We start from the raw sequence: 23,857 nt of genomic DNA, 5'->3' as shown, positions 1-23,857 counted from the left end.
GCGCATCAACGATGGCGGACGCCAAGGTCATTCCGTTCGACGACGACCGGACCCGCGGGGGCGCCTCTGCGCGGCCGTCGCGGCGCAGGGGTGTCGGGAGCCGGCGCAAGAACGGTGAGCCCGCACCGGTCCGTGAGCTTGCCGAGGCCGGTGAGATCGGCGAGGTCCAGCCCCTGCCCACCAGGGCTGTTGGGCAGGATGATGTTCCTGTGACGACGGATGCGCGGGACGAGGGGGGCCTGGAGCGGCGTATCGCGGGCGGGCTGTCCTTCCTGCGGCGGCGGCTCACGGGTGACTACGAGGTCGACGACTTCGGTTACGACGAGGAGCTCACCGACCAGGTCCTGATGTCGCTGCTGCGGCCGGTGTACGAGAAGTACTTCCGGGTCGAGGTCAAGGGCATCGAGAACATCCCGGCGGAGGGTGGGGCGCTGATCGTCGCCAACCACTCGGGGACGGTGCCGCTGGACGGTCTGATGATGCAGGTCGCCGTGCACGACAAGCATCCGGCGGGCCGTCATCTGCGGCTGCTCGCCGCCGATCTGGTGTTCGTGCTGCCGGTCGTCAACGAGCTGGCGCGCAAGCTCGGGCACACGCTCGCCTGCGCGGAGGACGCGGAGCGGCTGCTCGGGGCGGGAGAGCTGGTCGGGGTGATGCCGGAGGGCTTCAAGGGCATCGGGAAGCCGTTCAGCGAGCGCTACAAGCTCCAGCGGTTCGGCCGGGGCGGTTTCGTCTCGACGGCGCTGCGGCAGGGCGCGCCGATCATTCCCTGCTCGATCGTCGGGGCGGAGGAGATCTATCCGATGATCGGCAACGCGAAGACGCTGGCGCGGGTGCTCGGATTCCCGTACTTCCCGCTGACGCCGACCTTCCCGTGGCTCGGTCCGCTGGGGGCGGTGCCGCTGCCGACGAAGTGGACGATCCAGTTCGGGGAGCCGATCCCGACGGATGGCTATCCGCCGGAGGCGGCGGAGGACCCGATGCTGATGTTCAACCTGACCGACCAGGTACGGGAACAGATCCAGCACACGCTGTACAAGCTGCTGGTGCAGCGGAGGTCGGTGTTCTTCTAGGGGCTTCGGGGTGTACGGCGGTGGGGGCGGTCCTCTCTGAGGGCCGCCCCCACCGGTGTTGCTAGCTCGCGTCCTCGCTGTCGATGCCCAGGCCGGGGAGGAGGCCGGGGAGGAGGGGCGGGATGGTGACGTCGGGGGCGGTGGAGGGGGTGCTCGTCGACGGGGAGGTCGAGGTGCTGCCCTCCGGCTGGTCCAGGAGGCCGCCCGTGCTGCCGCCCAGGAGGCCGTCGTCGGTCGTGCCGGAGCCGGCCGACTTGCTGGGGCCGCTGCCCGTGCCCGTGCCGCCGGTCTGGGCGGTGTCGCCGGTGCCGGGGCTCGTGGAGTGCCCGGTGCCGGTCGAGGTGTCGGCGGACGACGAGCCGGAGCCCTGTCTGCCGGTGCCGCCCTGGGCGGGGGGACGGGGGAGCCGGGACTGCAGCGGGGCGACCTCTTCGTCTATGGCCTCGAAGACCGACGACACCTGCTGACTGACGTCGCCCAGCTGGACGGGCAGTCTCTCGCGCAGGGCGCCCCAGGCCTCACGGTGGGAGCGGGAGAACGAGTCCAGGGCCTGGATGGGGGCCAGGGAGTCCGGATCGCGCTCGAACGCCTCGTGGAGCAGTCGGTGGCCCTCGGCGGCGTCGTGCTGCATCCCGCTGAGGGCGCGGCGGATCTCGCTCAGTGATTCGTGGTCGAGGTGGCCGCCGCGGCCGCGCTCCATGAGGCGGCGGGCCTCACTGAGCCGGGTGGAGGCCTGGTCGAGGTACGTCCGGCCGCGTTCGTCGTCGCCGTCGGACAGGTAGTTCAGCTTGAAGTCCTCGATGCCGCGCTTGAGGCCGTAGAGCCCGTCACCGGGGAGGGCGTCGGAACTCGCGGCCGCCACCCCGCCGAAGGCCCCCGCGGCCACGCCCACGCTCAGGCCGCCCGCGGTGAGGCCCTTGGCGATCCGGCTGCGCGGCCGGAGCTTTCCCAGGGGGCTCGCCCGGTGTGCGCCGCCCTTGGCCCGGGAGGACCGTTGTTCGGGTACGGACCTGTCCGCCGCTTCGCCTCCTGCGGTGCCCGCTTGCAGCATGGCCTCCATCGCGGCGACCAACTGGGCCCGCTGGACGACCTTGACCTCGGGGTCGAGTTCCGGTTTGGGCAGCTCGGCGAGACTCGTCGCGAGGGCCAGGAGGCGGCCCCGCTCGGTCTGGTCCGCAGCGGCCGACGCCGGCGGTGATCCTTCGGTCTGCTCGGCCGCCGTGCTCTGGTCGGACTGCTCCTCCAGAGCCTGGGCGAAGGCGTTCGCCCGCCGGTGCGCCGATACGTTCGCGATCACTGGCGGCACCTCCTCTCGTCATGACGGTCGACTCCCCGGGGATCTCGAGGGTTGCACGGCCCGTTCTGCTTTCCCACGATCGAGTGATCGGGGTCGGCCGGGACGTGACCACAGGGAGCCTGTATCCCGCACAACGACTGGCGCGGCACTTGGGTTACGGACGGCGGATGAACGGATCGGGAAGGCAACGGACTTTCACTGAACGTGAGTTGGGGATCGCCGACAGTTGACGCACCGGGCCCGGCCGGGCTCAGCGGGCGTCGTCCGGCAGGAGCCGGGCGAGGGTGCGGACGGCGCGGTACTGGAGGGTCTTGATGGCACCCTCGTTCTTGCCCATCACCCGAGCGGTCTCGGCGACGGACAGGCCCTGCAGGAAGCGGAGGGTGACGCATTCCTGCTGCTGGGGGTTGAGCCGGCGTACGGCGTCCAGCAGGGCGGCGTTGGAGAGGGACTCCAGGACGGAGTCCTCGGGGGAGCGCTCGACCTCGTTGGCGTCGAGCATCTCGCCGGTGGTCACCTCCAGCCGGAAGCGGCTGGACTTGAAGTGGTCGGCGACGAGGTTGCGGGCGATGGTCACGAGCCAGGCGCCGAAGTCACGGCCCTGCCAGGTGAAGGTGCCGATCCGGCGCAGGGCGCGCAGGAACGTCTCACTGGTGAGGTCCTCGGCGGTCGCCTTGCCGCCGACGCGGTAGTAGATGTAGCGGTAGACGGTGTCGCTGTACTGGTCGTACAGGCGCCCGAACGCGTCGGCCTCGCCGGCCTGGGCGCGTTCGACGAGGTCCATCATCCGGGCGCTGTCGCTGTCGGCCGCGGGACGGCGGGCCGAAGGGGTCGCGCCGTTGGCCGAGCGTCCTCGTCTGCCGACCGCGGCACTGCTTTCCGCCAGGGCGTAGCAGGGGCCCGCGGGTCCCGCGGGGACTGCGGTGGCGAGGGCGGGGACGCCGTACGCGGTGGGGACGCGCAGCGACTCTTTGATCGTGGCGACTGTTGCGCGCAGCGTAGCCAGGCCCGAGGCGTCAACCCCGACGTGTGGGTACACGGGACTCCCAGAGGCAGAGCTTCCATCACGTGCAGTGCGGGACCTTTCACCCGTCGTAGCGACAGGGGGGTACCGGTTTGCGTCTGAGGAGAATAACGCTTCGTGCAGGCGCTGCTACACCGAGTTGCTCAAAACTTCGATTACGTCGCTTCTGTGCCCGATTGGTGTGCGATCAAGTTTCACAGGGTGAGCGCTTATTGATCGGAAAGGCTTGAGTTTCCGGTCGGTCGGGCGCGTGTTGTGGCTGTGCGCGGACAACGCGAATAGACGGCCGCACCGGGGGGTACGACCGTCTGTTCAGCGTGGGTCCGTCGGGGGGCCGTCGGGGGTCAGCGACGCCGTTTGTGCAGGGCGATCGCCGCCGCCGTGCCGCCCGCGACCGCGCCCACCCCGGCCGCCGCCGGGATGCCGACCTTCGCCGCCTTGCGGCCCGTGCGGTAGTCGCGCAGGCGCCAGTCGAGGCCCCGGGCGTGTTTGCGGAGCTTGGAGTCGGGGTTGATCGCGTAGGGGTGGCCGACCAGGGAGAGCATCGGGATGTCGTTGTGGGAGTCGCTGTAGGCGGCGCAGCGCGAGAGGTCGAGGCCCTCCGCCGCGGCCAGGGCGCGGACCGCCTCCGCCTTGGCGGGGCCGTGCAGCGGCTCGCCGACGAGCTTGCCCGTGTAGACGCCGTCGACCGACTCGGCGACCGTGCCGAGGGCGCCGGTGAGGCCGAGGCGGCGGGCGATCACCGTGGCGATCTCCACCGGGGCGGCTGTGACCAACCACACCTTCTGACCGGCGTCCAGGTGGGCCTGGGCGAGGGCCCGGGTGCCCGGCCAGATGCGCTCGGCCATGTACTCGTCGTAGATCTCCTCGCCGATCGACATCAGCTCGGCGACGCGGTGGCCCTTGACGATCGACAGGGCCGAGTCGCGGGCGTCCTGCATGTGCTCGGGGTCCTCGACGCCGGCCAGCCGGAACCACGCCTGCTGCCAGGCGAACCGGGCCAGGTCGCGGGTCTCGAAGAATTTGCGTTTGTACAGGCCACGGCCGAAGTGGAACAGGGCGGCGCCCTGCATCACCGTGTTGTCCAGGTCGAAGAAGGCGGCGGCCAGCGCGTCGCCGTGGACCGGGAACTGCGGTTCGGCGCCTTCCTCTTCCGGAGCCTGGTGCTGTTCTTCCTGAGTGGACTTGCGGGCGGCCTCAGCCGAGGCCTCGCCAGCCAACACGCTCCGCGCCGTGGCGGAGCGCCTACGGGGGGTGAGCCATCCGAGAGCGGCCATGGCGTGAGCATAGCCAGTTTGTTCGGTGGTTCCGGAGCCACGAGGTTCGGTGGGTGTGAACTCTCCGCGACCGCGCCGTTAAAGAGGTGAGAGGAACAGGCGCGAGAATGGCCCGTATGAGTCCCCTCTTTCGACGGAAGGGGCCGGCCCCGCAGGACCGGCTCGTCACGCTCATCGGCAAGCCCGACTGCCATCTGTGCGAGGACGCGCAGGCCGTGGTCGAGAAGGTGTGCGGCGACCTCGGCGTGCCCTGGGAGAAGAAGGACATCACCCAGGACGAGGCGCTGCACGACGCGTACTGGGAGCAGATCCCGGTGGTGCTGGTGGACGGCAGGCAGCACACCTTCTGGCGGGTCGACGAGACCCGCCTGCGCAAGGCGCTGGGCGACTAGCAACTGACCGACCGGTACAAGAGGGGCCCGGTGTCGCTTAGGATCGATGGCGCTTTGGTCTCGGGGGCGGGATTCACGAGGAGTGTGTCGGTTTTGCCCCCACGGATGCTCCTAGGGATGTCCCTGGGAACGACGCGCGTGACCCCGGTCACGTTGGCCGGGCAAAACGGACACCATCTTTGTGCACGCGTTCACAAAGACATAGCCTGCTGTCGACGGGGCGGTCTGGGTACGTGTGACCGCCCGCAGCCCCGCTCTACCCGCAGGAGCACCGTGGCAACTGGCCGAACTCACCGACCGGCGACCCGTAGCCGAGGGATTCCCGAGGCCACCGTCGCCAGGCTTCCGCTGTACCTCCGCGCGCTGACCGCGCTGTCGGAGCGCTCGGTACCCACGGTCTCCTCCGAGGAACTGGCCGCGGCGGCGGGGGTCAACTCCGCCAAGCTGCGCAAGGACTTCTCCTACCTGGGTTCCTACGGAACGCGCGGTGTCGGCTACGACGTCGAGTATCTCGTCTACCAGATCTCCCGTGAGCTCGGGCTCACCCAGGACTGGCCGGTAGTGATCGTCGGCATCGGAAACCTGGGCGCCGCCCTCGCCAACTACGGCGGGTTCGCCTCCCGCGGCTTCCGGGTCGCCGCCCTCATCGACGCCGACCCCGCGATGGCCGGCAAGCCCGTCGCCGGTATCCCCGTGCAGCACACGGACGACCTGGAAAAGATCATCACCGACAACGGCGTGTCGATCGGTGTCATCGCCACGCCCGCCGGTGCCGCCCAGCCGGTCTGCGACCGGCTCGTGGCCGCCGGGGTCACCTCCATCCTGAACTTCGCGCCGACCGTCCTGTCCGTCCCGGACGGCGTCGACGTGCGCAAGGTCGACCTCTCCATCGAGCTGCAGATCCTCGCCTTCCACGAGCAGCGCAAGGCCGGCGAGGAGAGCGCCGCCCACGAGGGCGCCCCGGCGCCGGCCGTGACGCACGACGAGACCACCGACCAGGGGCCCGACGGGGACGTACCCGCCGTGATGCCGGCATGAGTCTCCTCGTCGTCGGACTGAGCCACCGCAGCGCGCCCGTCAGCGTCCTGGAGCGGGCCTCCCTCTCCCCGGACGCCCAGCTCAAGCTGCTCCAGGACACGGTCGCCGCCGAACCGGCCGCCGAGGCCGCCGTCCTCGCCACCTGCAACCGCATCGAGCTCTACGCCGACGTGGACAAGTTCCACGCCGGTGTCGCCGAGCTGTCCACGCTGCTCGCCCAGCACAGCGGGGTGGGGCTGGAGGAGCTGACCCCCTACCTCTACGTCCACTACGAGGACCGCGCCGTCCACCACCTGTTCTCGGTGGCCTGCGGACTGGACTCCATGGTCGTCGGCGAGGGACAGATCCTCGGGCAGCTCAAGGACTCGCTGGCCCGCGCGCAGGAGCTGCACACCGCCGGCCGGCTGATGAACGACCTGTTCCAGCAGGGCCTGCGGGTCGGCAAGCGCGCCCACTCCGAGACCGGCATCGACCGCGCCGGACAGTCGCTGGTGACGTTCGGGCTGGAACAGCTCGCCGCCGGCGCCGAGGTGCGGGACTGGGCGCGGGGCCGAAGAGCGCTGGTCATCGGCGCGGGCTCGATGTCCTCGCTGGCCGCCGCGACCCTGGCACGGGTGGGCGTCACCGAGATCGCCGTCGCCAACCGCACCATCGACCGCGCCGAACGCCTCGCCCGGATACTGGGCGAGGACGAGCACACGGACGTGGCGGCCCGCGCGGTCCCGATCGCATCGGTGCCGGCCGAGCTGACACGTGCCGACGTCGTCGTCTCCTGTACGGGCGCGACGGGACTCGTCCTCACCGCCGAGGCCGTCGCGGCGGCCGTCGAGGGCCGCACGGGCGAGCCCGTCGTCTTCGACGAGGAGCACCCCGCCGTACGGCCCCTGCCGCCGACCTCCCTCGGCACCGACGAGGGCTGTCCGCTGGACCTGTCCGCCGTGCAGCAGCAGCCCGGGTTCTCCGTGATGGGCGAGGCCGCCGTGGCCGGCATGGACGCGGCGACCCTGGAGCAGCACGCGGCCTGGGTCGACAACGCGACCGTGGACCGCCGTACCACCGGCCGCCGCGGCCCCGAGGCGGACGCCGAACTGATCACCGCGCTGGCCGCCACCGCCGCCACCGTCGGCCGGATCCCCGAGCGCCGCAGGCCCGAGCCGGTCGCCACCCCCGTACGCCCCGCGCCGGTGCTGTTCGTGCTCGACCTCGCGATGCCGCGGGACGTCGACGCCGCCGCGCACCGGCTGGCCGGGGTGCGCCTCGTCGACATCGAGTCGCTCGCCGAGGCCTCCGCCGACGCGCCCATGGCCGCCGACGTGGACCTGGTGCGGCGGATCGTCGCCGACGAGGTCGCCGCGTTCGGCGCCGCCCAGCGCGCCGCGCACATCACGCCGACCGTGGTCGCGCTGCGGTCGATGGCCGCGGACGTCGTCGCGAACGAGATCGCCCGCCTCGAAGGGCGGCTGCCCGGCCTCGACGACAAGCACCGCGCCGAGATCACCCAGACGGTCAAGCGCGTCGTCGACAAGCTGCTGCACGCGCCGACCGTCAGGGTCAAGCAGCTCGCGGCCGAACCCGGCGGCGCCGGGTACGCGGACGCGCTGCGGACCCTGTTCGACCTCGACCAGGAGGCGGTGGCCGCCGTGTCCCGGGCCGAGGACAGCACCGAGAAGAACGCAGAGAACCGAGGGCCGGCATGAGCGGCATGAGTACGAGAGCACTGAGGCTCGGGACCAGACGGAGCAAGCTCGCCATGGCCCAGTCCGGGCAGGTCGCGGACGCCGTGCGCCGGGTCACCGGCCGGCCGGTCGAGCTCGTCGAGATCACCACCTACGGCGATGTCTCCCGCGAGCACCTCGCGCAGATCGGCGGCACCGGTGTGTTCGTCACGGCCCTGCGCGACGCGCTGCTGCGGGGGGAGGTCGACTTCGCGGTTCACTCGCTGAAGGACCTGCCGACCACGCAGCCCGAGGACCTGGTCCTGGCCGCGGTACCGGTGCGCGAGGACCCCCGCGACGTGATCGTCGCCCGGGACGCGCTGAAGTTCACCGACCTGCCGCGCGGCTCGCGCATCGGCACGGGTTCGCCCCGCCGCATGGCGCAGCTCAACGCGTACGCCCGCACCCACGGGCTGGACATCGAGACGGTCCCGATCCGCGGCAACGTGGACACGCGGATCGGATACGTCAAGGGCGGCGAGCTGGACGCGGTGGTGCTGGCCGCGGCCGGCCTGAGCCGCATGGGCCGGATCGACGAGGTCACCGACTTCCTGTCGATAGACACCGTCCTGCCCGCCCCCGGCCAGGGAGCCCTGGCCATCGAATGTGCCGCGCACGACGCGGACCTGATCGCCGCGCTCGGCGCGCTCGACGACCCGTTCACCCGGGTCGCCGTGACGGCCGAACGGTCACTGCTCGCCGCCCTGGAGGCCGGTTGCAGCGCCCCTGTGGGCGCGCTGGCCGACCTTCTGGCCGACGGGCAGATTGTCAAGCAAATGCGCCTGCGGGCTGTCGTCGGGACCACCGACGGCACCCGTACGGTGCAGCTGTCCACCACCGGTCCCGTGCCCGAGACGCACGACGGGGCAATGGCGCTCGGTCGCGAACTCGCCGCCGAGATGCTCGCCCAGGGCGCGGCCGGTCTGATGGGGGAGCGAGCACAGTGAGCCCCACCGCCCTTCCTGCCGCCGCCGTTCCTGAGCACGGGCACGTCACCTTCCTGGGTGCCGGACCCGGGGATCCGGGACTGCTGACTCTGCGCGCCGTGGAGGCGCTGGCGAACGCGGACGTCCTCGTCGCCGAGCACGAGGTGCTCGACGTCGTACGGACGCACGCGCGGCCCGGCGTGTCCGTCGTGAACGCGGAAACCGGTCCCTCTTCGGACCCGCTTCCGGGCACGGGCACGCCTGTACCCACGCTTGTTGACGGCACGTCAGCAAGCATCGAGGTACCCGCTGTGCGGGATGCCTCACATCTTGTCATGGAGGCCGCACGGGGCGGCAGGCGGGTCGTCCGTGCGGTGTCCGGGGACCCCGGACTGGATACGTACGCGGCCGAGGAAATGCTCGCCTGCGCCGCCGCCGGGGTCCCGTTCGAGGTGGTCCCGGGCGTGGCGGCGGCCGTCGGCGTGCCCGCGTACGCCGGGGTGCCGCTGCGCGACGCGCAGGGCGCCGACGTCCGGTTCGTCGACGCGCGCACGGCCTCCGACCGCTGCTGGACGGAGGTCGGCGCCTCCGACGGGACGGTGGTCGTCTCGACGACGCTGGACTCGGTGGCGGCCGCGGCGGGCGAGCTGGTGTCCGCCGGCCGCAAGCCCGACACCCCGCTGACGGTCACGGTCGCCGGTACGACGACCCGCCAGCGCACCTGGTCGGCGACGCTCGGCACGATCGCGCAGACGCTGAAGCAGGCGAAGGTGCTGCCCTCGCCGGACGGCGGCCGCCCGGTGATAGCCGTGGTCGGTGAGCGTTCCGCCCCCGCCCAGCGCGCCCAGCTGGCCTGGTTCGAGTCCAAGCCGCTGTTCGGCTGGAAGGTCCTCGTGCCGCGCACGAAGGAGCAGGCGGCCTCGCTCTCCGACCAGCTGCGCTCCTACGGTGCGGTGCCGCACGAGGTCCCGACGATCGCCGTGGAGCCGCCGCGCACGCCGCAGCAGATGGAGCGGGCCGTCAAGGGCCTGGTCACCGGCCGCTACGAGTGGATCGCCTTCACCTCGGTCAACGCGGTCAAGGCCGTCCGGGAGAAGTTCGAGGAGTACGGCCTCGACGCCCGGGCCTTCGCGGGCATCAAGGTGGCCGCGGTGGGCGAGCAGACCGCCAAGGCGCTGATCGCCTTCGGGGTGAAGCCGGACCTGGTGCCGAGCGGTGAGCAGTCGGCGGCGGGCCTGCTGGAGGACTGGCCTCCCTACGACCCGGTCTTCGACCCGATCGACCGCGTGTTCCTGCCGCGTGCCGACATCGCCACGGAGACCCTGGTCGCCGGGCTGATCGAGCTGGGCTGGGAGGTCGACGACGTCACGGCCTACCGGACCGTGCGGGCCTCGCCGCCGCCGGCGGAGACCCGTGAGGCGATCAAGGGCGGCGGCTTCGACGCCGTGCTCTTCACGTCGTCCTCGACGGTACGGAACCTGGTGGGCATCGCCGGGAAGCCGCACAACGTGACGGTGATCGCCTGTATCGGCCCGGCGACGGCCAAGACGGCCGAGGAGCACGGGCTGCGGGTGGATGTCATGGCCCCGGAGCCCTCCGTGCACAAGCTCGCGGAAGCGCTGGCCGACTTCGGCCTGCGCCGCCGGACCGCGGCCCTGGAGGCCGGCGACCCGGTGACGCGACCGAGTGAGCGGCGCCCGGGCTCGCGGCGGCGACGGGCCACCTGAGCCCACAACGGCCGATGGCCTCACGATCATCTGTGATCGTGAGGCCATCGGCCGTTGTACGGGACTACTTGAGGTAGACCAGCCCGTCCGTGGTGACGGTCGGGCGGCCGCTCGTGCCCACCACCACGATCCTGACCGTGTGCTTGGCACTGCTCGACCAGGTCTTCGTCCAGATCGCCTGGCGGTAGAGGGTGGTGGCGGACTTCAGGTCGACCGTCGCGGTCCTCGTGCCGTCGACGTAGACGTACGCCTGCCCGGAGGTGGCCGCGCGGGAGACCACCCAGGCGGCGGAGCGGCCGGTGAAGGTCCAGGTCAGGGACGCGCCCTTGGAGCCGCTGGAGTACGACTTCCCACCGAGGTAGCTGGTGGACGAACGGCTGCTCCAGCTGCCGGACTTGGCCGCGGAGGTCTCCTGGAGGATCAGCGGGGTGACCGATGTCGACGCCGTGCGGTAGTTGCCGGCGTAGTCGTAGGCGCGCAGGGACCAGGTGGTCGCGGTGCCGGGCTTCGCCGTACGGCTGGAGCCGGTGACGGTCGGGCCGAAGGTCGCCGTGGCGGGCGCGAGGAGCCGCACCGAGCGCAGCGCCTTGTCGTCGGCGGCCTTCCAGCCCAGGGTGACCGGGACGGCGGTCGTGGTGACGGTGCCGGTGCGCAGGGAGAGCTTCGGGGCGGTGGTGAAGGTGGGTGCCGTGGTCTCGGCCACGACGGTCGGTGCGGCGGTCGTCGTCACCTTGCCGGACTGGTGCACCGCGCGTACGGCGAGCGTGTGGCTGCCCACCGGGAGGGTGGCGCTCGCGGAGGTGGCGGTGCCCGCGACGGTGGCCACGGCCTTGCCGTCGGCCAGCAGTTCGACCTTCGAGATCAGCGCGCCGGGCGTGGCCGTCGTCCACTGCACGGTGACGGCGCCCTTGGTGTAGTACGTCGAGCCCGACAGGGTCGCGCCGCCCGCCACCGAGGTGATCTTCAGGCCCTGCACCGGACCGGCCGCCCAGGCGCGGACGGTCGGCAGCTGGTCGTAGAGCAGACCGCCGGGGCACTGGGTGTTGTAGCCGTCACGGTGACCGGAGATCCGGTTGAAGGTGTACGGGCTGCCCGAGGTGAAGCTCTTGCCGAAGAAGTTCGTCTGGGTGGCGCCCGCCGTGAGCTGGACGGTCCCGGCCGGGTCGGCGCCGTACTGGCCGAGCTTCCAGGCCGCGAGGCGGGAGATCGACGTCAGCGCGGCGTCGGTGGCGGAGGTCTGGGTGTAGTCGCCGATGACGGCGACGGCCGCGGACTCACGGTTCCAGCCGTAGGTGTGGGCGCCGAGCACCGGCAGGTCCACCCCGCCCTTGCGGCCCTCGTACAGGGTGCCGCACTTGTCCACGAGGAAGTTGTAGCCGATGTCCTTCCAGCCGCTGACCTGCACGTGGTACGCGTAGATGCTGCGGATGATCGCCGGCGTCTGGTCGCAGGTGTAGTCGTTGGTGCCGTCCGTGTGGTGTACGAACATCACCTTGACGTCGTCGTTGTACTCCGGCGCGTCCGGGCTGATCGATTCGTCGGCGCCCCAGTCGGCACGGGAGAGGATCTTCGGTTCGGGGGCCGTGGACTTCGGGGCGGTGGGGGTCGTGGGGGTCGTGGTGGGGGTCGGGGAGGCGGATTCCGACGGGCTCGTGGACTCCGACGGACTCGCGGTTTCCGACGGGCTCGTGGACGTGGTGTCCGTGGGAGAGGCCGAGGCCGTCTCGGAGGCGCTCTCGCCGGGGCTCGGGTCCAGGACGTACCCGGCGGGTTCCGTGCCGGTCTCCGTCTCGGCGTCGGTCGCGATCCCGGGGTCGACCAGGTCGACCCGCAGCCCCTTGGGCAGCGCGGCCGTGCCGCCGTCCTTGCCGACGACCTGGACCTGGACGCCGTCGGACGGGCCGACCCAGACCGGCTCCGAGGTGCCGCGCACCTTCGGGCCGGGCCGGTCCAGCGGGTCCGCGTCCAGCTCCAGGTCGTGCCAGGCGCTCCACTCGCCGGTGGCGACGGCGCGGGTGCGTACCTGCGCGGTGCCGGCCAGCCGCCGGCTGCCGCCGGTCCAGGTGACGCCGAGCAGGGAGAACTCCTCGGTGTCCGTGCGCGGCAGTTCCCGGCGCCCGGCCGAGGCCCCCTCGAGCGCGAGGCCGTAGACCTTCACCGGCCGCTTGTGCCGGGTGCCGTGGCCGTCGGGCGGGCCGGCGACGGCGTACGTCACCACACCCCCGCTGCCCAGCAGCACCGCACCGAGCGTCAGCCACGCTCTCCTGCGCATGCTCAGCGGTCTGTACGCACGAGTCCCACCCCGGCGTCCACGTCGACTCACGACGAAACCCCACCCCTATGTCACAAAAACGGTCACTTAAGGCGCAACCACTTGACAGTTGGCCCATACACTGAGCGTCGGGTGGCCGAAAAACGTCACACCTGGGACCGCGCCGGGTCCGACTCGGCGTCGGCAAAGGCAGGGCCGGGACGGGCGTAGCGTGGACGCATGACGACGTACGGATCCTTCCCCGGTTCGCGGCCGCGGCGGCTGCGGACCACCCCCGTCATGCGGCGCATGGTCGCCGAGACCCGGCTGCACCCGGCCGACTTCATCCTTCCCGCGTTCGTGCGGGAGGGCGTGAGTGAGCCGGTGCCGATCCAGGCGATGCCGGGCGTGGTCCAGCACACCCGGGACAGCCTGAAGAAGGCCGCGCTGGAGGCCGTGGAGGCCGGGGTCTCGGGGATCATGCTCTTCGGTGTGCCGGAGGAGTCGAAGAAGGACGCCCTGGGGACGCCGGGGACCGACCCGGACGGGATCCTCCAGGTCGCCCTGCGGGACGTGCGGGCCGAGGTCGGCGACGACCTGCTCGTGATGTCCGACCTGTGCCTGGACGAGACCACCGACCACGGGCACTGCGGGGTGCTCGACGACCAGGGGCGCGTCGACAACGACGCCACGCTGGAGCGGTACGCGGAGATGGCCCAGGTGCAGGCCGACGCGGGGGCGCACGTGGTGGGGCCGAGCGGGATGATGGACGGCCAGATCGGGGTCGTCCGTGACGCGCTCGACCAGATCGGGCGGGAGGACGTCGCGATCCTCGCCTACACCGCCAAGTATTCGTCCGCGTTCTACGGGCCGTTCCGCGAGGCCGTCGGCTCGTCGCTGAAGGGCGACCGCAAGACCTACCAGCAGGACCCGGCGAACTTCCGTGAGTCGATGCGGGAACTGGCGCTCGACCTGGAGGAGGGCGCGGACATGGTGATGGTCAAGCCGGCCGGTCCCTACCTCGACATCCTGGCGCGGGTCGCGGACGCGGTGGACGTGCCGGTGGCGGCCTATCAGATCTCCGGCGAGTACTCGATGATCGAGGCCGCCGCGGAGAAGGGGTGGGTCGATCGGGACCGGGCGATCTTCGAGACGCTGACCGGGATCAAGCGGGCGGGGGCGCGGAACATCCTCACGTATTGGGCCACTGAGGCGGCGCAGAAGCTTCGCGGGTAGTGCCGGTCGGGTCGTCGGATCGGTGCGGCGCCGTTGTGGCTTGTCGCGCAGTTCCCCGCGCCCCTGCGGTGCTGGACGGGCCCTCGTCCCGTAGGCCCTGGCCGTCGTTGCAGGCGGTCAGGGTCAGCGCGGCCGTCGCGGTGAGGGCGGCGGCGAGGAGACGGATACGGAGTTCAGGCATGGGGCAAGCCTGGGTCGTATGGCCTCCGGTCCTCCACACTTGCCGGGCAACTCGGGACGCCGATCCGGTCCCATAGCGGCTGACCTGCGGAAACGACGTCTCTTCGGGACGGGCTGTGGGACGCGGTCCGGATGCCGGAAAGTCGGGTGTAGGCGGCACGTACCTCTCTAGGGTGCGGGCATGACACTCGCACCCGTCTCACCGCCGGCCCTGGCCGCCCGAGCCCGGTCCACCGGGGGCTCGCCCGTCCGGGACATCCTCGCCGTCACCGCCCGCCCCGAGATGATCAACTTCGCGGGCGGGCTGCCCGCCCCGGAACTCTTCGACCGGGACGGTGTGGCCGCCGCCTTCCGGCACGTCCTGGAGGAGACCCCCGCGCAGGCCCTCCAGTACGCCACCACCGAGGGCGAGCCCGCGCTCCGCGAGGCGCTCGCGGCCCGGACCTCGGCACGGGGCCTCGCGACCTCCGCCGACGACGTCCTCGTCACCACCGGCAGCCAGCAGGCCCTCTCCCTCCTCGCCACGGCCCTCCTCGACCCCGGCGACACGGTCCTCGTCGAGTCCCCCTGCTACCTCGCCGCCCTCCAGGTCTTCACCCTCGCCGGGGCCCGGATCGTCGCCGTGCCGGGGGACGCGGAGGGACCCGACCCCGAGGCCCTCGCGGAACTCGTGGTGCGGGAGCGGCCCAAACTGCTCTACACCGTCCCCACCTTCCAGAACCCCACCGGCCGCACCCTGCCCGCCGGCCGCCGCGCCGCGCTCGCCTCCGTCGCCGCCCGCCACGGCCTGTGGATCGTCGAGGACGACCCCTACGGCGAACTCCGCTACGACGGTGAGCGCGTCCCCTGGATCGCGGCCCACCCCGACGCCCTCGACCGCACGGTGCTGCTCGGCTCCTTCTCCAAGGTCATGGCCCCCGGCCTGCGGCTGGGCTGGCTGCGCGGACCCGCCGGGCTGCGCCGGGCCTGCGTCGTCGCCAAGCAGGCGGCCGACCTGCACACCCCCACCGTCAACCAGCTCGCCGCGGCCCGCTATCTGGCCGTCAACGACCTCGACGCGCATGTGGCGAAGGTGGCCGCCGTCTACCGCGAGCGGCGGGACGCCATGCTGGCCGGGCTCGGGGACGCGCTGCCGGACGGCTCGGTGTGGAACCGGCCCGAGGGCGGCATGTTCCTCTGGGCCCGGCTGCCGGAGCCGTACGACACCACCGCCCTGCTGCCCCAGGTGGTCCGCCAGGACGTGGCGTACGTCCCCGGCGCCCCCTTCTACGCGGGCGAACCCGACCACGCCACCCTCCGCCTCTGCTTCGTGACCCAGACGCCGGAGGAGATCGGGGAGGGGCTGCGCAGGCTGGGGAAGGGGCTCAGGGGGTGAGGAGCGGGCTTCTCAGTCCCACCAGAAGTGCCAGGCGCGTTCGCCGATGAGCTTCTCGGCGTACGACGACAACGTGTCTTCGTCGCCCGGCAGGACGGCGTAGGAGCAGAAGGCGAAGTGTTCGGCGGCGATCGCCTCCGCCTCGGCGAGGCCGGTGGGCGGGGCCGCGACCGAGAGCGCGATGCGGTCGTAGCCGAGGGCGACGACGCGTATGCCGAAGCGGTCCTCCCAGGAGCGAAGGACGGCGCTGAACCGGGCCACGTCCTCCTCCTGGTTCACCGGGCCCGTCCAGCCGAGCGCCGTCGGGATGTCCGCGCTGCGGCGGGCGGCCACCAGGGCGAGATGCGGTTCCTTGAAGCCGGGGTCGCCCTCCGACAGCACGTCGGCGATCTCGGTGGCGCGCGCGTCGGGATCGGCGGTGAGCGTGCGGGGCGCGGCGAGACCCGGCCACTCCCCGTCCTCCTCGGCCGCCACCTCGGCCCAGTACCCGGCGAGTATCTCCTCGACGTCGTGGTCCCCGGGGTATGACATCTCCCCGGGCACCAACTCCCAGTCCTCCGGCCCGCCCTGACCGCTGCCCAGGTCCACGAGGACGGGCAGCAGTCCGGCCCGCGCGGCGGGACGCCCCAGGGCCTTCCACGAACCGGACGCCGCCTGCTGCTCGGCGTGCCACAGCACGACCTCGCCCGTCGTCGCGTCGATCAGCCGCCCCGGCGGCAGTTGAAGCCCCAGCGAACGGCCGCTCGGATCGGAGGCCAGCTTGGGCAGCGGGTTGGGAAGAGTCGCCATGCCGGTGACTGTAAGGGCAGCCACTGACAACGGGGTTATGCGAGGGCGGTGGTGAAGGCTGCCCAGGCGGCGGGGGTGATGTGGAAGGTGGGGCCGCTGTCGGGGGTGTGCTTGGAGTCGCGGATGTGGACGGCGGTGGGGATGAGGGCGACTTCGAGGCACTGTCCGCCCTCGTCGCCGCTGTAGCTCGACTTGAACCACTTCAGTGCATCGGCGCTCATCGCTCTCCTAGCAGGCGGTCGAGCAGGCCCAGCGAATCCTGGGTGGTCAGGGCCTGTGTTCGCAGCATCGCATACTTGCGCGCCAGGATGGACACCTCATCTCCGTCGGAAACCCACTGGCTGCCGCGTTGACCCTCGGCGTAGGCGAGGTGCTGGTGATCGGGGGTTTCGAGCAGAGTGAAGGGGCCATTTAGTCCTGCGTTGCATGGACTCCTCATCGGCAGGAACTGCAAGGACACGCATGGCAGTTCAGCAAGCTCACGCAGATACCGAAGTTGCGCGCTCCGATCCCCGATCTCCATGTACAGCACCGGCTCCCACACCACGAAGCTCAGCGTCGGCGGGCTCTTCCGATGCAGGATCTCCTGGCGGTTCAACCGCAGGGCCGTGTACGTCTCGATCTCGTCCTCGTCATACGCCGGAACCCTGTTGCGCAGGACGGCCCGGACGTACCCCTCGTTCTGGAGGAGGCCCGGGAGGACCACGGTGTCGTACCAGGACAGCGCGATCGCCTCCCGCTCATGCTCCATGTACAGCTCTGCCCACAGGGGGAACTGGTCGATCTCGGGAAGGTTGGCCACGCCCGCCGCCAACATGCCCTTCGTGTCCAGGGTTTCGTCCAACAGAGCCGCCAAGTCGGGCTTCAGCGCGCGTCTGCCCTGCTCGATCGACGCGATGGTCTCCTCATCGACGCGGACGAGCCCTGCGAGGCCGATCTGAGTGAGGCCCGCCTCGCGCCGGGCCGTGCCGAGCTGCTTGCCCAGCATCTTCATGGTGGAGAGGTTCTTCTTGCGCTGGCTCATGGTGCTGCCATCCCCCCGCGTGCCCGTTCCCGACCCAGTGGCAACCCGTACAAAAAATCTGTACGGGTTCACTGGGTGATCAACGATAGTCACTCTCCGCAACTCTCGTCCCGTGAACGAGACGATCCAACTCCCGCCGCTGCGCGAGAGGTTCTTCCGCCGGGAACGGCGCTCCGTGCCCGCCGCGCGGCTCTTCGCGACGGAGACCCTCGCCGGGTGGGGGCTCGCCGGCACCGAGCGGGCCGACGACGTGCTGCTCTGTGTCAGCGAGCTGGTGACCAACGCGCTGCTGCACGGCGTGCCGCCCGGCCGTCAGTTCCTGCTGTTCCTGCGGTACGACGGGCGGGTGATCCGCGTCGAGGTGCACGACAGCGGGGCCGGGGTGCCGCATGTCATCGAGGACGGAGACGAGGACGAGGACGAGGGCGGCCGGGGGCTGCTGCTGGTCTCGGCGCTCAGCGACCAGTGGGGAGTGCGGGAGCGGGAGCTGGGCAAGGCCGTGTGGTGCGAGTTCGTGCGCTCACGCTAGTCCACCTTCGCCTTGAAGCACTCCCTGCCGGTGCCCGACGAGGGCAGGAAGCAGGCCCGCACGACGGCTGCCGGGCGGGTCACCGTCATCAGCGTGTAGACGTACGTGTCCGCCTGCACCTGGTTCCGTACCCGGGCCACGCGGCCCCGCACCTCGACCCGGTCGCCGATCCGCGCGCCCCACATCCGGGCCCAGCTCGTCCCGCACACCCTGCTGTACCGCAGCTGCACCGACGCCCCCGTGGCGGTGACGTGCTCGGCCAGGGTCTCGGGCTGGTCGCCGCACTTCATGGTCACCGGGTCCGCGCCCTCGCAGGAGGTGTCCCGGCAGTACGGGCCCGCCGCGGACGGGGACGCCGACGGGCGGGCCGCCTCGCTGCGTTGCGGCAGCAGGAGCAGGGATACCGCGATCACTCCGAACACCAGGGCGGACACCGACGCGAGAACCGCCAGGGCCGTCGTGCCGCGGGGGCCGGCGGGCGCGGGCGCGGGGGACGCAGGCGGAGGTGCGGGGGTCGTCGGTGCGGGCGGATCGGGCGGGCCGTTCTGCGCCAGCTCCCGCAGCGCCAGACAGCGGGCGTCGGGCTCGTCGGCCAGTCGGCACAGCTCCCGTACGGCCGGGCGCGGGGGCAGGGTCCGGCCGTTGAGATAGCGCTCCCAGGACGACTTGCTGAACGTGGTCCGCTCCGCGAGACCCGCCAGGCTCAGGCCCGTGCGCTCCTTCAACTCCCTCAGTGCGGCGGCCAGTCGGGCGGCCTCCGGAGACGGCCCCGGCCCGCTCATCCGCGCAGGGCCTTCCAGGTGTGCGGGCCGACCATGCCGTCCACGTCCAGGCCCGCCCGCTGCTGGAGCGCCTTCACCGCCCGCTGGGTCAGCGGGCCGAACATCCCGTCGATGCCGCCGGGTGAGATGCCCGCCCGGCGCAGCAGACACTGTGCCTCGGCCACATCACGACCGGCGCTGCCGTAGGCGAGTTCGGCGTCCTTGGTACGGCTGATGCCCGCGTACCACTGCCCGTCGATCCGTTCGACGCGGCAGTTGTAGACCGGCGTGGGGGAGGAGGACGCGGAGGCAGGGGCGGCCGCCGGTGCGGTACCCCCGCCGGTGTCGGCATCGGCGTCGAACCGGAGGACCAGCAGGACGGCCGAGGAGACGGCCAGCACCAGCGCCACCCCGCCCGCGACGAGCGCGACCCGCAGCGAACGCCCGGGAGCGGCAGCGGGTCCGGGGGTGTGTTCCGCTCCGGGGGCCGTCTCCGCCGTCGAGGCCGCCCCGCGTCGCTCGCCCCACGCGTCCGTCGCGACCTCGTGCAGCGCCAGCAGCCGGACGGGATCCGTGCCGGAGAGCCGGGCGAGCGCCTCCACCGCCTCGCGCGGCGGCAGCGAACGGCCGACCAGATACCGCTCCCAGGACTTCTCGCTGTACCCCGTCTTCGCGGCGAGCTGCCGGGTGCTCAGCCCGGTGTGCTCCTTCAGCCGTCGCATACGCGTCACCAATTGGCGGACGCGTGGATCGAGTTCGGCGGACAGCGCAGTGCGGCGCGCCATGTTCCCCCCCAGATGCGGTCATGGACCGTGGTCAGCGGCCCCCCGCTCCTGACGCATTGTGCATGAGCATGGCCACTCCTGCCACGGCCGTCCCGCCGCTCCGTCCCACGGGTCGACGTTCCCGCAGGCCAAGGGGGGTGAGGTCCCGTCAGACCGTCACTTCGCCGACAGCCGTGGCGGAGCCGGCCGGGCGGGCCGCACGGTGGTGACGGCACCCGGCCCGCCGGACAGACGGACGGACGGATCGGGTGCCGATCCACCACCCGAAAGTGAAAGAGGAACGCATGCGACCGAACGTTCTGGCCCGGACCCTCGTCGGAATCACCGCCGTCGCCGGCCTCGCCGCCGGATCCCTGGCGACCGCGGGCACCAGCTACGCCGCGCCGGTCTCGCAGCCCGCGGTGAGCGCGCAGGCCGCCACCCTGGCCTCCTACGAGAACTTCGGCCTCACCACCGCCGAGGCCAAGAACGTGCAGAACTTCCTGGCGGACTACTGGAGCTACACCGACGACATCGACGGCAAGCTCGGCACCAACAGCTGGAAGGCGTTCCAGCGCTGCCTCAAGAAGTACTGGGGCTACACCGGTGACATCGACGGCGACCCCGGCACCAACACGATCAAGGCGCTCCAGCGTCTGCTGAAGGACGACTACGGCTACACCGGTGACATCGACGGCATCGCCGGCTCGGGCACCCGCGCCGCGTTCAAGCGCTTCGCCGCCTGACAGCCGTACAACGGCCTGTGTCCGGTCCCGCGGGGGAGGACCGGACACAGGCCGTTCTGTATGAATCCCGCGGGGCGGACGCTCAGAGCTTCTCGGGCGTCCGGATGCCCAGCAGGGCCATGCCCTGGTGCAGGGTGCGGGCCGTCAGGTCGCACAGGAGGAGGCGGTTCTCCGCCACCTCCTTCGGCGGCTGCGGCTTGATCACCGGGCACTTGTCGTAGAACGACGTGAACAGCGACGCCAGCTGGTACAGGTAAGCCGCCACCTTGTGCGGGGCGTACTCCGCCGCCGCCTCGAAGACCAGGTCGCCGAACGCGTCCAGGTGCAGGCCCAGCGCCCGCTCCGCCGCGTGCAGCTCCAGCTCCGGGTGCGCGAGGGGCCGTACGTCTCCCGCCTTGCGGAGGATCGACTGGATACGGGCGTACGCGTACTGGAGGTAGACGGAGGTGTCGCCGTTCAGCGAGACCATCTGGTCCAGGTCGAACTTGTAGTCGCGGTTGGCCGACGTCGACAGGTCCGCGTACTTCACGGCGCCGATGCCGACCTGGGCGGCCCGCTCCCGGATCTCGTCCTCGGTCAGGTCCTGCGCCTTCTCCCGGACGACCTCGGCGGCCCGCTGCACCGCCTCGTCCAGCAGGTCCTCCAGCCGTACGGTCTCGCCCTCACGCGTCTTGAACGGCTTGCCGTCCGCGCCCAGCACCGTGCCGTAGCCCATGTTGTGCGCGGTGACGTCGTCGGTGAGCCAGCCCGCCCGGCGCGCCGTCTCGAAGACCATCTTGAAGTGCAGCGACTGCCGCACGTCCACGACGTAGATCAGCGAGGTGGCGTGCAGGTCGGTGACCCGGTCGCGGATCGCGGTGAGGTCGGAGGCCGCGTAGCCGAAGCCGCCGTCGGCCTTCTGCACGATCAGCGGGACCGGCTGGTCGTCCTTGCCCCGGATGTCGTCGAAGAAGACCACGAGCGCGCCCTCGGAACGGACCGCGACGCCCATCTCCTCCAGCAGCCGCGCCGTCTCGGGCATGCCGTCGTTGTACGCCGACTCGCCGACGATCTCCTCGTCACGGATCTCCATGTCGAGCTTCTCGAAGACCGAGGAGAAGTAGACCTTCGACTCGTCCACGAACCGCTGCCAGAAGTCCAGGGTCTCCTTGTCGCCGGACTGGAGGGCCACGACCCTCTTGCGCGCCCGCTCCTTGAAGTCCTCGTCGGCGTCGAACACCGCACGCGAGGCCTTGTAGACCCGGTTCAGGTTCGACATGGCCTGCTCGCCGTCCGTGTCGGTCTCCACGGACAGCGCGTCCGGGTTCTCGATCAGGTACTGGATGAGCATGCCGAACTGGGTGCCCCAGTCGCCGATATGGTGCCGGCCGATCGTCCGCTCGCCGGTGAAGTCGAGCATGGCGCGCAGGGCGTCGCCGATGACCGCCGAGCGCAGATGACCGACGTGCATCTCCTTGGCCACGTTCGGCTGGGCGTAGTCGATGACCGTGATGCCCGGGTCCGCCTTGGCCGCCACGCCGAGCCGGTCGCCGTCCGCGTACCGCGCGGCCAGGTTCTGGGTGATCGCCCGGTCCGCGAGCGTGATGTTGAGGAAGCCGGGGCCGGAGACCTCGACGTCCTGGATCAGCTCCGCGCCGGTGGCGATGTGGGAGACGACCTGCGTCGCCAGCTCCCGCGGGTTCGCCTTCGCCTTCTTGGCGAGGGCCAGGATCCCGTTGGCCTGGAAGTCGGCCCGGTCGCTTCGTCGCAGCAGCGGGTCGACTCCGTCGGCTTCCGGGAGGGCGGAGGCGAGGGCGGAGGCGAGACGCTGGTTGACGAGATCCGTGAGCGACGTGACCGAGGTCATGGAGTGGGAGCCGTTCTCCTCGTGGGATTGATAGACGTGCCCAGTATCCCATGGGGGGTAAAGCCGTTTTCCCGGTCGGGACACGGTCTGTGACAATGGAGCGTCACCCGTTCAGTAAAGAACGTTCAGCAAAGAAGGACGTGCCGATCGTGGCTCAGAGCACCGAGACCACCGACTGGGTCTCCCGTTTCGCGGACGAGGTCATCGAGGAGTCGGAGCGTCGGGCCCCCGGCAAACCTGTCGTCGTCGCCTCCGGACTGTCGCCCTCGGGACCCATCCACCTGGGCAACCTCCGCGAGGTCATGACCCCGCACCTGGTCGCCGACGAGATCCGGCGCCGCGGCCACCAGGTCCGCCACCTGATCTCCTGGGACGACTACGACCGCTTCCGCAAGGTGCCGAACGGCATCGACGGGGTCGACGAGTCCTGGGCCGGGCACATCGGCAAGCCGCTGACCTCGGTGCCCGCACCGGCCGGGTCCGCGTACCCGAACTGGGCCGAGCACTTCAAGGCCGCGATGGTCGCCTCGCTCGATGAGCTGGGCGTCGAGTTCGACGGGATCAGCCAGACCGCGCAGTACACGGCCGGCGTGTACCGGGACCAGGTCCTGCACGCCGTCGCGCACCGGGCCGGGATCGACGAGATCCTCGACCAGTACCGCACGAAGAAGGCCCCCGCCAAGCAGTCGCAGAAGCCGGTCGACGAGGCCGAGCTGGAGGCCGCCGAGGGCTCCGGCGCGGCGAGCGAGGACGACGGCAGCTCCGGCGCCGGGTCCGTCGGGTACTTCCCGTACAAGCCGTACTGCGGCAACTGCGAGAAGGACCTGACGACCGTCACCGCGTACGACGACGACTCCACCGAGCTGACCTACTCCTGCACCGCCTGCGGCTTCTCCGAGACCGTCCGGCTGAACGAGTTCAACCGCGGCAAGCTCGTCTGGAAGGTCGACTGGCCCATGCGCTGGGCCTACGAGGGCGTCATCTTCGAGCCCTCCGGCGTCGACCACTCCTCGCCCGGATCCTCCTTCCAGGTCGGCGGCCAGATCGTCGGCATCTTCGGCGGCAAGCAGCCCATCGGGCCGATGTACGCCTTCGTCGGCATCACCGGCATGGCCAAGATGTCCTCCTCGCGGGGCGGCGTGCCCACCCCCGCCGACGCGCTGAAGATCATGGAGCCGCAGCTCCTGCGCTGGCTCTACGCCCGCCGCCGCCCCAACCAGTCCTTCAAGATCGCCTTCGACCAGGAGATCCAGCGCCTCTACGACGAGTGGGACAAGCTCGACGCCAAGGTCGCCGACGGCTCCGCCCTCCCCGCGGACGTGGCCGCCCACTCCCGTGCGGTGGGGACCGCCGGCCGTGAGCTGCCGAGGACCGTGCGCGCCCTGCCGTACCGGACGCTCGCCTCCGTCGCCGACATCACCGCCGGACACGAGGACCAGGCGCTGCGGATCCTGAGCGAACTCGACCCCTCCGACCCGCTCACCGCCCTCGACGAGGCCCGCCCGCGCTACGACAAGGCCGAGGCCTGGATCAACACGCACGTCCCCGCCGACCAGCGGACCGTCGTACGCGAGCAGCCCGACGCCGAACTGCTGAAGTCCCTCGACGAGGCGTCCCAGCAGTCCCTGCGGCTGCTGCTCGACGGACTCGCCGAGCACTGGTCGCTCGACGGACTGACCCACCTCGTCTACGGCGTCCCGAAGGTCCAGGCCGGATTCCCGGCCGACGCCACGCCCAAGGAACTGCCGCCGGAGATCAAGACCGCCCAGCGGACGTTCTTCGCGCTGCTCTACCACCTGCTCGTCGGCCGCGACACCGGTCCGCGCCTGCCCACGCTGCTGCTCGCGGTGGGGCAGGAGCGGGTGCGGGGCCTGCTCGGCGAGTGAC

21 protein-coding genes are annotated in these 23,857 nt (G+C 71.3%); 11 read left to right on the top strand and 10 right to left on the bottom strand.

From position 1 onward, the window contains the following. The first annotated feature begins 11 nt into the window (after nucleotides 1-11). Nucleotides 12-1,073 carry a lysophospholipid acyltransferase family protein gene (locus ABZ490_RS22055; RefSeq protein WP_358992497.1) on the top strand — a complete coding sequence of 354 codons (1,062 nt, stop codon included), beginning with the start codon at nucleotides 12-14 and terminating at the stop codon, nucleotides 1,071-1,073. A 61-nt stretch (nucleotides 1,074-1,134) separates the two neighbouring features. Here ABZ490_RS22055 and ABZ490_RS22050 read toward each other — a convergent pair whose 3' ends face one another. The 3 genes from ABZ490_RS22050 to ABZ490_RS22040 form a co-directional block, all read right to left on the bottom strand. Next, nucleotides 1,135-2,370, bottom strand: coding sequence for a DUF5667 domain-containing protein (locus tag ABZ490_RS22050; protein ID WP_358992495.1), 1,236 nt, complete (start codon nucleotides 2,368-2,370; stop codon nucleotides 1,135-1,137). Between the two features lie 250 nt (nucleotides 2,371-2,620). After that, a complete protein-coding gene (locus ABZ490_RS22045) occupies nucleotides 2,621-3,409 on the bottom strand; it encodes an ECF subfamily RNA polymerase sigma factor, BldN family (protein WP_358992493.1) in 789 nt (262 codons plus the stop codon). 329 nt (nucleotides 3,410-3,738) lie between these two features. Continuing rightward, on the bottom strand, nucleotides 3,739-4,671 hold the full coding sequence (locus ABZ490_RS22040) for an HAD-IB family hydrolase (protein ID WP_358992491.1): 933 nt from the start codon (nucleotides 4,669-4,671) through the stop codon (nucleotides 3,739-3,741). A 107-nt stretch (nucleotides 4,672-4,778) separates the two neighbouring features. Between ABZ490_RS22040 and ABZ490_RS22035 the strand changes: the two genes are divergently transcribed. The 5 genes from ABZ490_RS22035 to ABZ490_RS22015 all read left to right on the top strand — a co-directional run bounded on the left by ABZ490_RS22035 (nucleotide 4,779) and on the right by ABZ490_RS22015 (nucleotide 10,469). Continuing rightward, nucleotides 4,779-5,063: a glutaredoxin family protein gene (locus tag ABZ490_RS22035; RefSeq protein WP_358992489.1), complete on the top strand. Its 285-nt coding sequence runs from the start codon at nucleotides 4,779-4,781 to the stop codon at nucleotides 5,061-5,063. A 273-nt stretch (nucleotides 5,064-5,336) separates the two neighbouring features. Continuing rightward, nucleotides 5,337-6,101, top strand: coding sequence for a redox-sensing transcriptional repressor Rex (locus tag ABZ490_RS22030; RefSeq protein WP_358992488.1), 765 nt, complete (start codon nucleotides 5,337-5,339; stop codon nucleotides 6,099-6,101). Next, the gene (locus tag ABZ490_RS22025) at nucleotides 6,098-7,798 is read left to right on the top strand and encodes a glutamyl-tRNA reductase (protein ID WP_358992486.1); all 1,701 of its coding nucleotides are present in this window, start codon (nucleotides 6,098-6,100) and stop codon (nucleotides 7,796-7,798) included. Before ABZ490_RS22030 ends, ABZ490_RS22025 begins: the two co-directional genes overlap by 4 nt. A gap of 5 nt (nucleotides 7,799-7,803) precedes the next feature. Then, nucleotides 7,804-8,763 carry a hydroxymethylbilane synthase gene (gene hemC / locus ABZ490_RS22020; protein WP_358992484.1) on the top strand — a complete coding sequence of 320 codons (960 nt, stop codon included), beginning with the start codon at nucleotides 7,804-7,806 and terminating at the stop codon, nucleotides 8,761-8,763. After that, nucleotides 8,760-10,469: a bifunctional uroporphyrinogen-III C-methyltransferase/uroporphyrinogen-III synthase gene (locus tag ABZ490_RS22015; RefSeq protein WP_358992482.1), complete on the top strand. Its 1,710-nt coding sequence runs from the start codon at nucleotides 8,760-8,762 to the stop codon at nucleotides 10,467-10,469. The genes hemC and ABZ490_RS22015 overlap by 4 nt, the downstream gene beginning before the upstream one ends. Nucleotides 10,470-10,533: 64 nt before the next feature. Here the strand turns inward: ABZ490_RS22015 and ABZ490_RS22010 are convergent, their stop codons facing one another. Beyond that, the gene (locus ABZ490_RS22010; protein ID WP_358992480.1) at nucleotides 10,534-12,741 is read right to left on the bottom strand and encodes a peptidoglycan recognition protein; all 2,208 of its coding nucleotides are present in this window, start codon (nucleotides 12,739-12,741) and stop codon (nucleotides 10,534-10,536) included. 219 nt (nucleotides 12,742-12,960) lie between these two features. Here ABZ490_RS22010 and hemB point away from each other — a divergent pair, with 219 nt between their 5' ends. After that, complete coding sequence (hemB, locus tag ABZ490_RS22005; RefSeq protein ID WP_358992478.1) at nucleotides 12,961-13,956, top strand: porphobilinogen synthase; 996 nt, start codon at nucleotides 12,961-12,963, stop codon at nucleotides 13,954-13,956. Nucleotides 13,957-14,317: 361 nt separating this feature from the next. Further along, a complete protein-coding gene (locus ABZ490_RS22000) occupies nucleotides 14,318-15,511 on the top strand; it encodes a PLP-dependent aminotransferase family protein (protein WP_358992476.1) in 1,194 nt (397 codons plus the stop codon). 12 nt (nucleotides 15,512-15,523) lie between these two features. Here ABZ490_RS22000 and ABZ490_RS21995 read toward each other — a convergent pair whose 3' ends face one another. From ABZ490_RS21995 to ABZ490_RS21985, 3 genes are read right to left on the bottom strand one after another with little or no spacing between them, the layout of a single operon-like run. Continuing rightward, on the bottom strand, nucleotides 15,524-16,300 hold the full coding sequence (locus ABZ490_RS21995) for a DUF4253 domain-containing protein (protein WP_358992474.1): 777 nt from the start codon (nucleotides 16,298-16,300) through the stop codon (nucleotides 15,524-15,526). 35 nt (nucleotides 16,301-16,335) lie between these two features. After that, entirely contained in the window at nucleotides 16,336-16,521 is a 186-nt protein-coding gene (locus tag ABZ490_RS21990; protein ID WP_358992472.1) for a DUF397 domain-containing protein, read from the bottom strand. Beyond that, nucleotides 16,518-17,324: a helix-turn-helix transcriptional regulator gene (locus ABZ490_RS21985; protein ID WP_358992470.1), complete on the bottom strand. Its 807-nt coding sequence runs from the start codon at nucleotides 17,322-17,324 to the stop codon at nucleotides 16,518-16,520. Before ABZ490_RS21985 ends, ABZ490_RS21990 begins: the two co-directional genes overlap by 4 nt. Nucleotides 17,325-17,436: 112 nt before the next feature. Between ABZ490_RS21985 and ABZ490_RS21980 the strand changes: the two genes are divergently transcribed. Then, the gene (locus ABZ490_RS21980; protein WP_358992468.1) at nucleotides 17,437-17,853 is read left to right on the top strand and encodes an ATP-binding protein; all 417 of its coding nucleotides are present in this window, start codon (nucleotides 17,437-17,439) and stop codon (nucleotides 17,851-17,853) included. Here ABZ490_RS21980 and ABZ490_RS21975 read toward each other — a convergent pair. Together ABZ490_RS21975 and ABZ490_RS21970 are read right to left on the bottom strand one after the other, a co-directional pair. After that, the gene (locus ABZ490_RS21975; protein ID WP_358992466.1) at nucleotides 17,850-18,635 is read right to left on the bottom strand and encodes a DUF2690 domain-containing protein; all 786 of its coding nucleotides are present in this window, start codon (nucleotides 18,633-18,635) and stop codon (nucleotides 17,850-17,852) included. The two genes, ABZ490_RS21980 and ABZ490_RS21975, sit on opposite strands and share 4 nt — an antisense overlap. Then, nucleotides 18,632-19,399, bottom strand: a complete 768-nt coding sequence (locus tag ABZ490_RS21970) for a peptidoglycan-binding protein (protein WP_358992463.1) — start codon at nucleotides 19,397-19,399, stop codon at nucleotides 18,632-18,634. The genes ABZ490_RS21975 and ABZ490_RS21970 overlap by 4 nt, the downstream gene beginning before the upstream one ends. Before the next feature lie 284 nt (nucleotides 19,400-19,683). Between ABZ490_RS21970 and ABZ490_RS21965 the strand changes: the two genes are divergently transcribed. Further along, nucleotides 19,684-20,124 carry a peptidoglycan-binding domain-containing protein gene (locus ABZ490_RS21965; RefSeq protein WP_358992461.1) on the top strand — a complete coding sequence of 147 codons (441 nt, stop codon included), beginning with the start codon at nucleotides 19,684-19,686 and terminating at the stop codon, nucleotides 20,122-20,124. An 82-nt stretch (nucleotides 20,125-20,206) separates the two neighbouring features. Here the strand turns inward: ABZ490_RS21965 and argS are convergent, their stop codons facing one another. Then, nucleotides 20,207-21,970, bottom strand: a complete 1,764-nt coding sequence (gene argS / locus ABZ490_RS21960) for an arginine--tRNA ligase (protein ID WP_358992459.1) — start codon at nucleotides 21,968-21,970, stop codon at nucleotides 20,207-20,209. Between the two features lie 140 nt (nucleotides 21,971-22,110). Here argS and lysS point away from each other — a divergent pair, with 140 nt between their 5' ends. Next, on the top strand, nucleotides 22,111-23,856 hold the full coding sequence (gene lysS / locus ABZ490_RS21955) for a lysine--tRNA ligase (RefSeq protein WP_358992457.1): 1,746 nt from the start codon (nucleotides 22,111-22,113) through the stop codon (nucleotides 23,854-23,856). Nucleotide 23,857 lies beyond the last annotated feature (1 nt).

Source organism: Streptomyces sp. NPDC005811, from assembly GCF_040630405.1.
Taxonomy (GTDB): domain Bacteria; phylum Actinomycetota; class Actinomycetes; order Streptomycetales; family Streptomycetaceae; genus Streptomyces.
Note: the sequence above shows the minus strand (reverse complement) of the source record. Positions and strands in the feature narration are given on the sequence as shown.

Bases quoted from the DNA above. Each gene is read 5' to 3' on its own strand.
- ABZ490_RS22025 (WP_358992486.1), top strand. From the start codon at position 6,098: ATGAGTCTCCTCGTCGTCGGACTGAGCCACCGCAGCGCGCCCGTCAGC.
- ABZ490_RS21975 (WP_358992466.1), bottom strand. From the start codon at position 18,635: ATGAGCGGGCCGGGGCCGTCTCCGGAGGCCGCCCGACTGGCCGCCGCA.
- hemC (WP_358992484.1), top strand. From the start codon at position 7,804: ATGAGTACGAGAGCACTGAGGCTCGGGACCAGACGGAGCAAGCTCGCC.
- ABZ490_RS22010 (WP_358992480.1), bottom strand. From the start codon at position 12,741: ATGCGCAGGAGAGCGTGGCTGACGCTCGGTGCGGTGCTGCTGGGCAGC.
- hemB (WP_358992478.1), top strand. From the start codon at position 12,961: ATGACGACGTACGGATCCTTCCCCGGTTCGCGGCCGCGGCGGCTGCGG.
- ABZ490_RS21965 (WP_358992461.1), top strand. From the start codon at position 19,684: ATGCGACCGAACGTTCTGGCCCGGACCCTCGTCGGAATCACCGCCGTC.
- ABZ490_RS21995 (WP_358992474.1), bottom strand. From the start codon at position 16,300: ATGGCGACTCTTCCCAACCCGCTGCCCAAGCTGGCCTCCGATCCGAGC.
- ABZ490_RS22055 (WP_358992497.1), top strand. From the start codon at position 12: ATGGCGGACGCCAAGGTCATTCCGTTCGACGACGACCGGACCCGCGGG.
- ABZ490_RS22035 (WP_358992489.1), top strand. From the start codon at position 4,779: ATGGCCCGTATGAGTCCCCTCTTTCGACGGAAGGGGCCGGCCCCGCAG.
- ABZ490_RS22040 (WP_358992491.1), bottom strand. From the start codon at position 4,671: ATGGCCGCTCTCGGATGGCTCACCCCCCGTAGGCGCTCCGCCACGGCG.
- ABZ490_RS21985 (WP_358992470.1), bottom strand. From the start codon at position 17,324: ATGAGCCAGCGCAAGAAGAACCTCTCCACCATGAAGATGCTGGGCAAG.
- ABZ490_RS21990 (WP_358992472.1), bottom strand. From the start codon at position 16,521: ATGAGCGCCGATGCACTGAAGTGGTTCAAGTCGAGCTACAGCGGCGAC.
- argS (WP_358992459.1), bottom strand. From the start codon at position 21,970: ATGACCTCGGTCACGTCGCTCACGGATCTCGTCAACCAGCGTCTCGCC.
- ABZ490_RS21970 (WP_358992463.1), bottom strand. From the start codon at position 19,399: ATGGCGCGCCGCACTGCGCTGTCCGCCGAACTCGATCCACGCGTCCGC.
- ABZ490_RS22000 (WP_358992476.1), top strand. From the start codon at position 14,318: ATGACACTCGCACCCGTCTCACCGCCGGCCCTGGCCGCCCGAGCCCGG.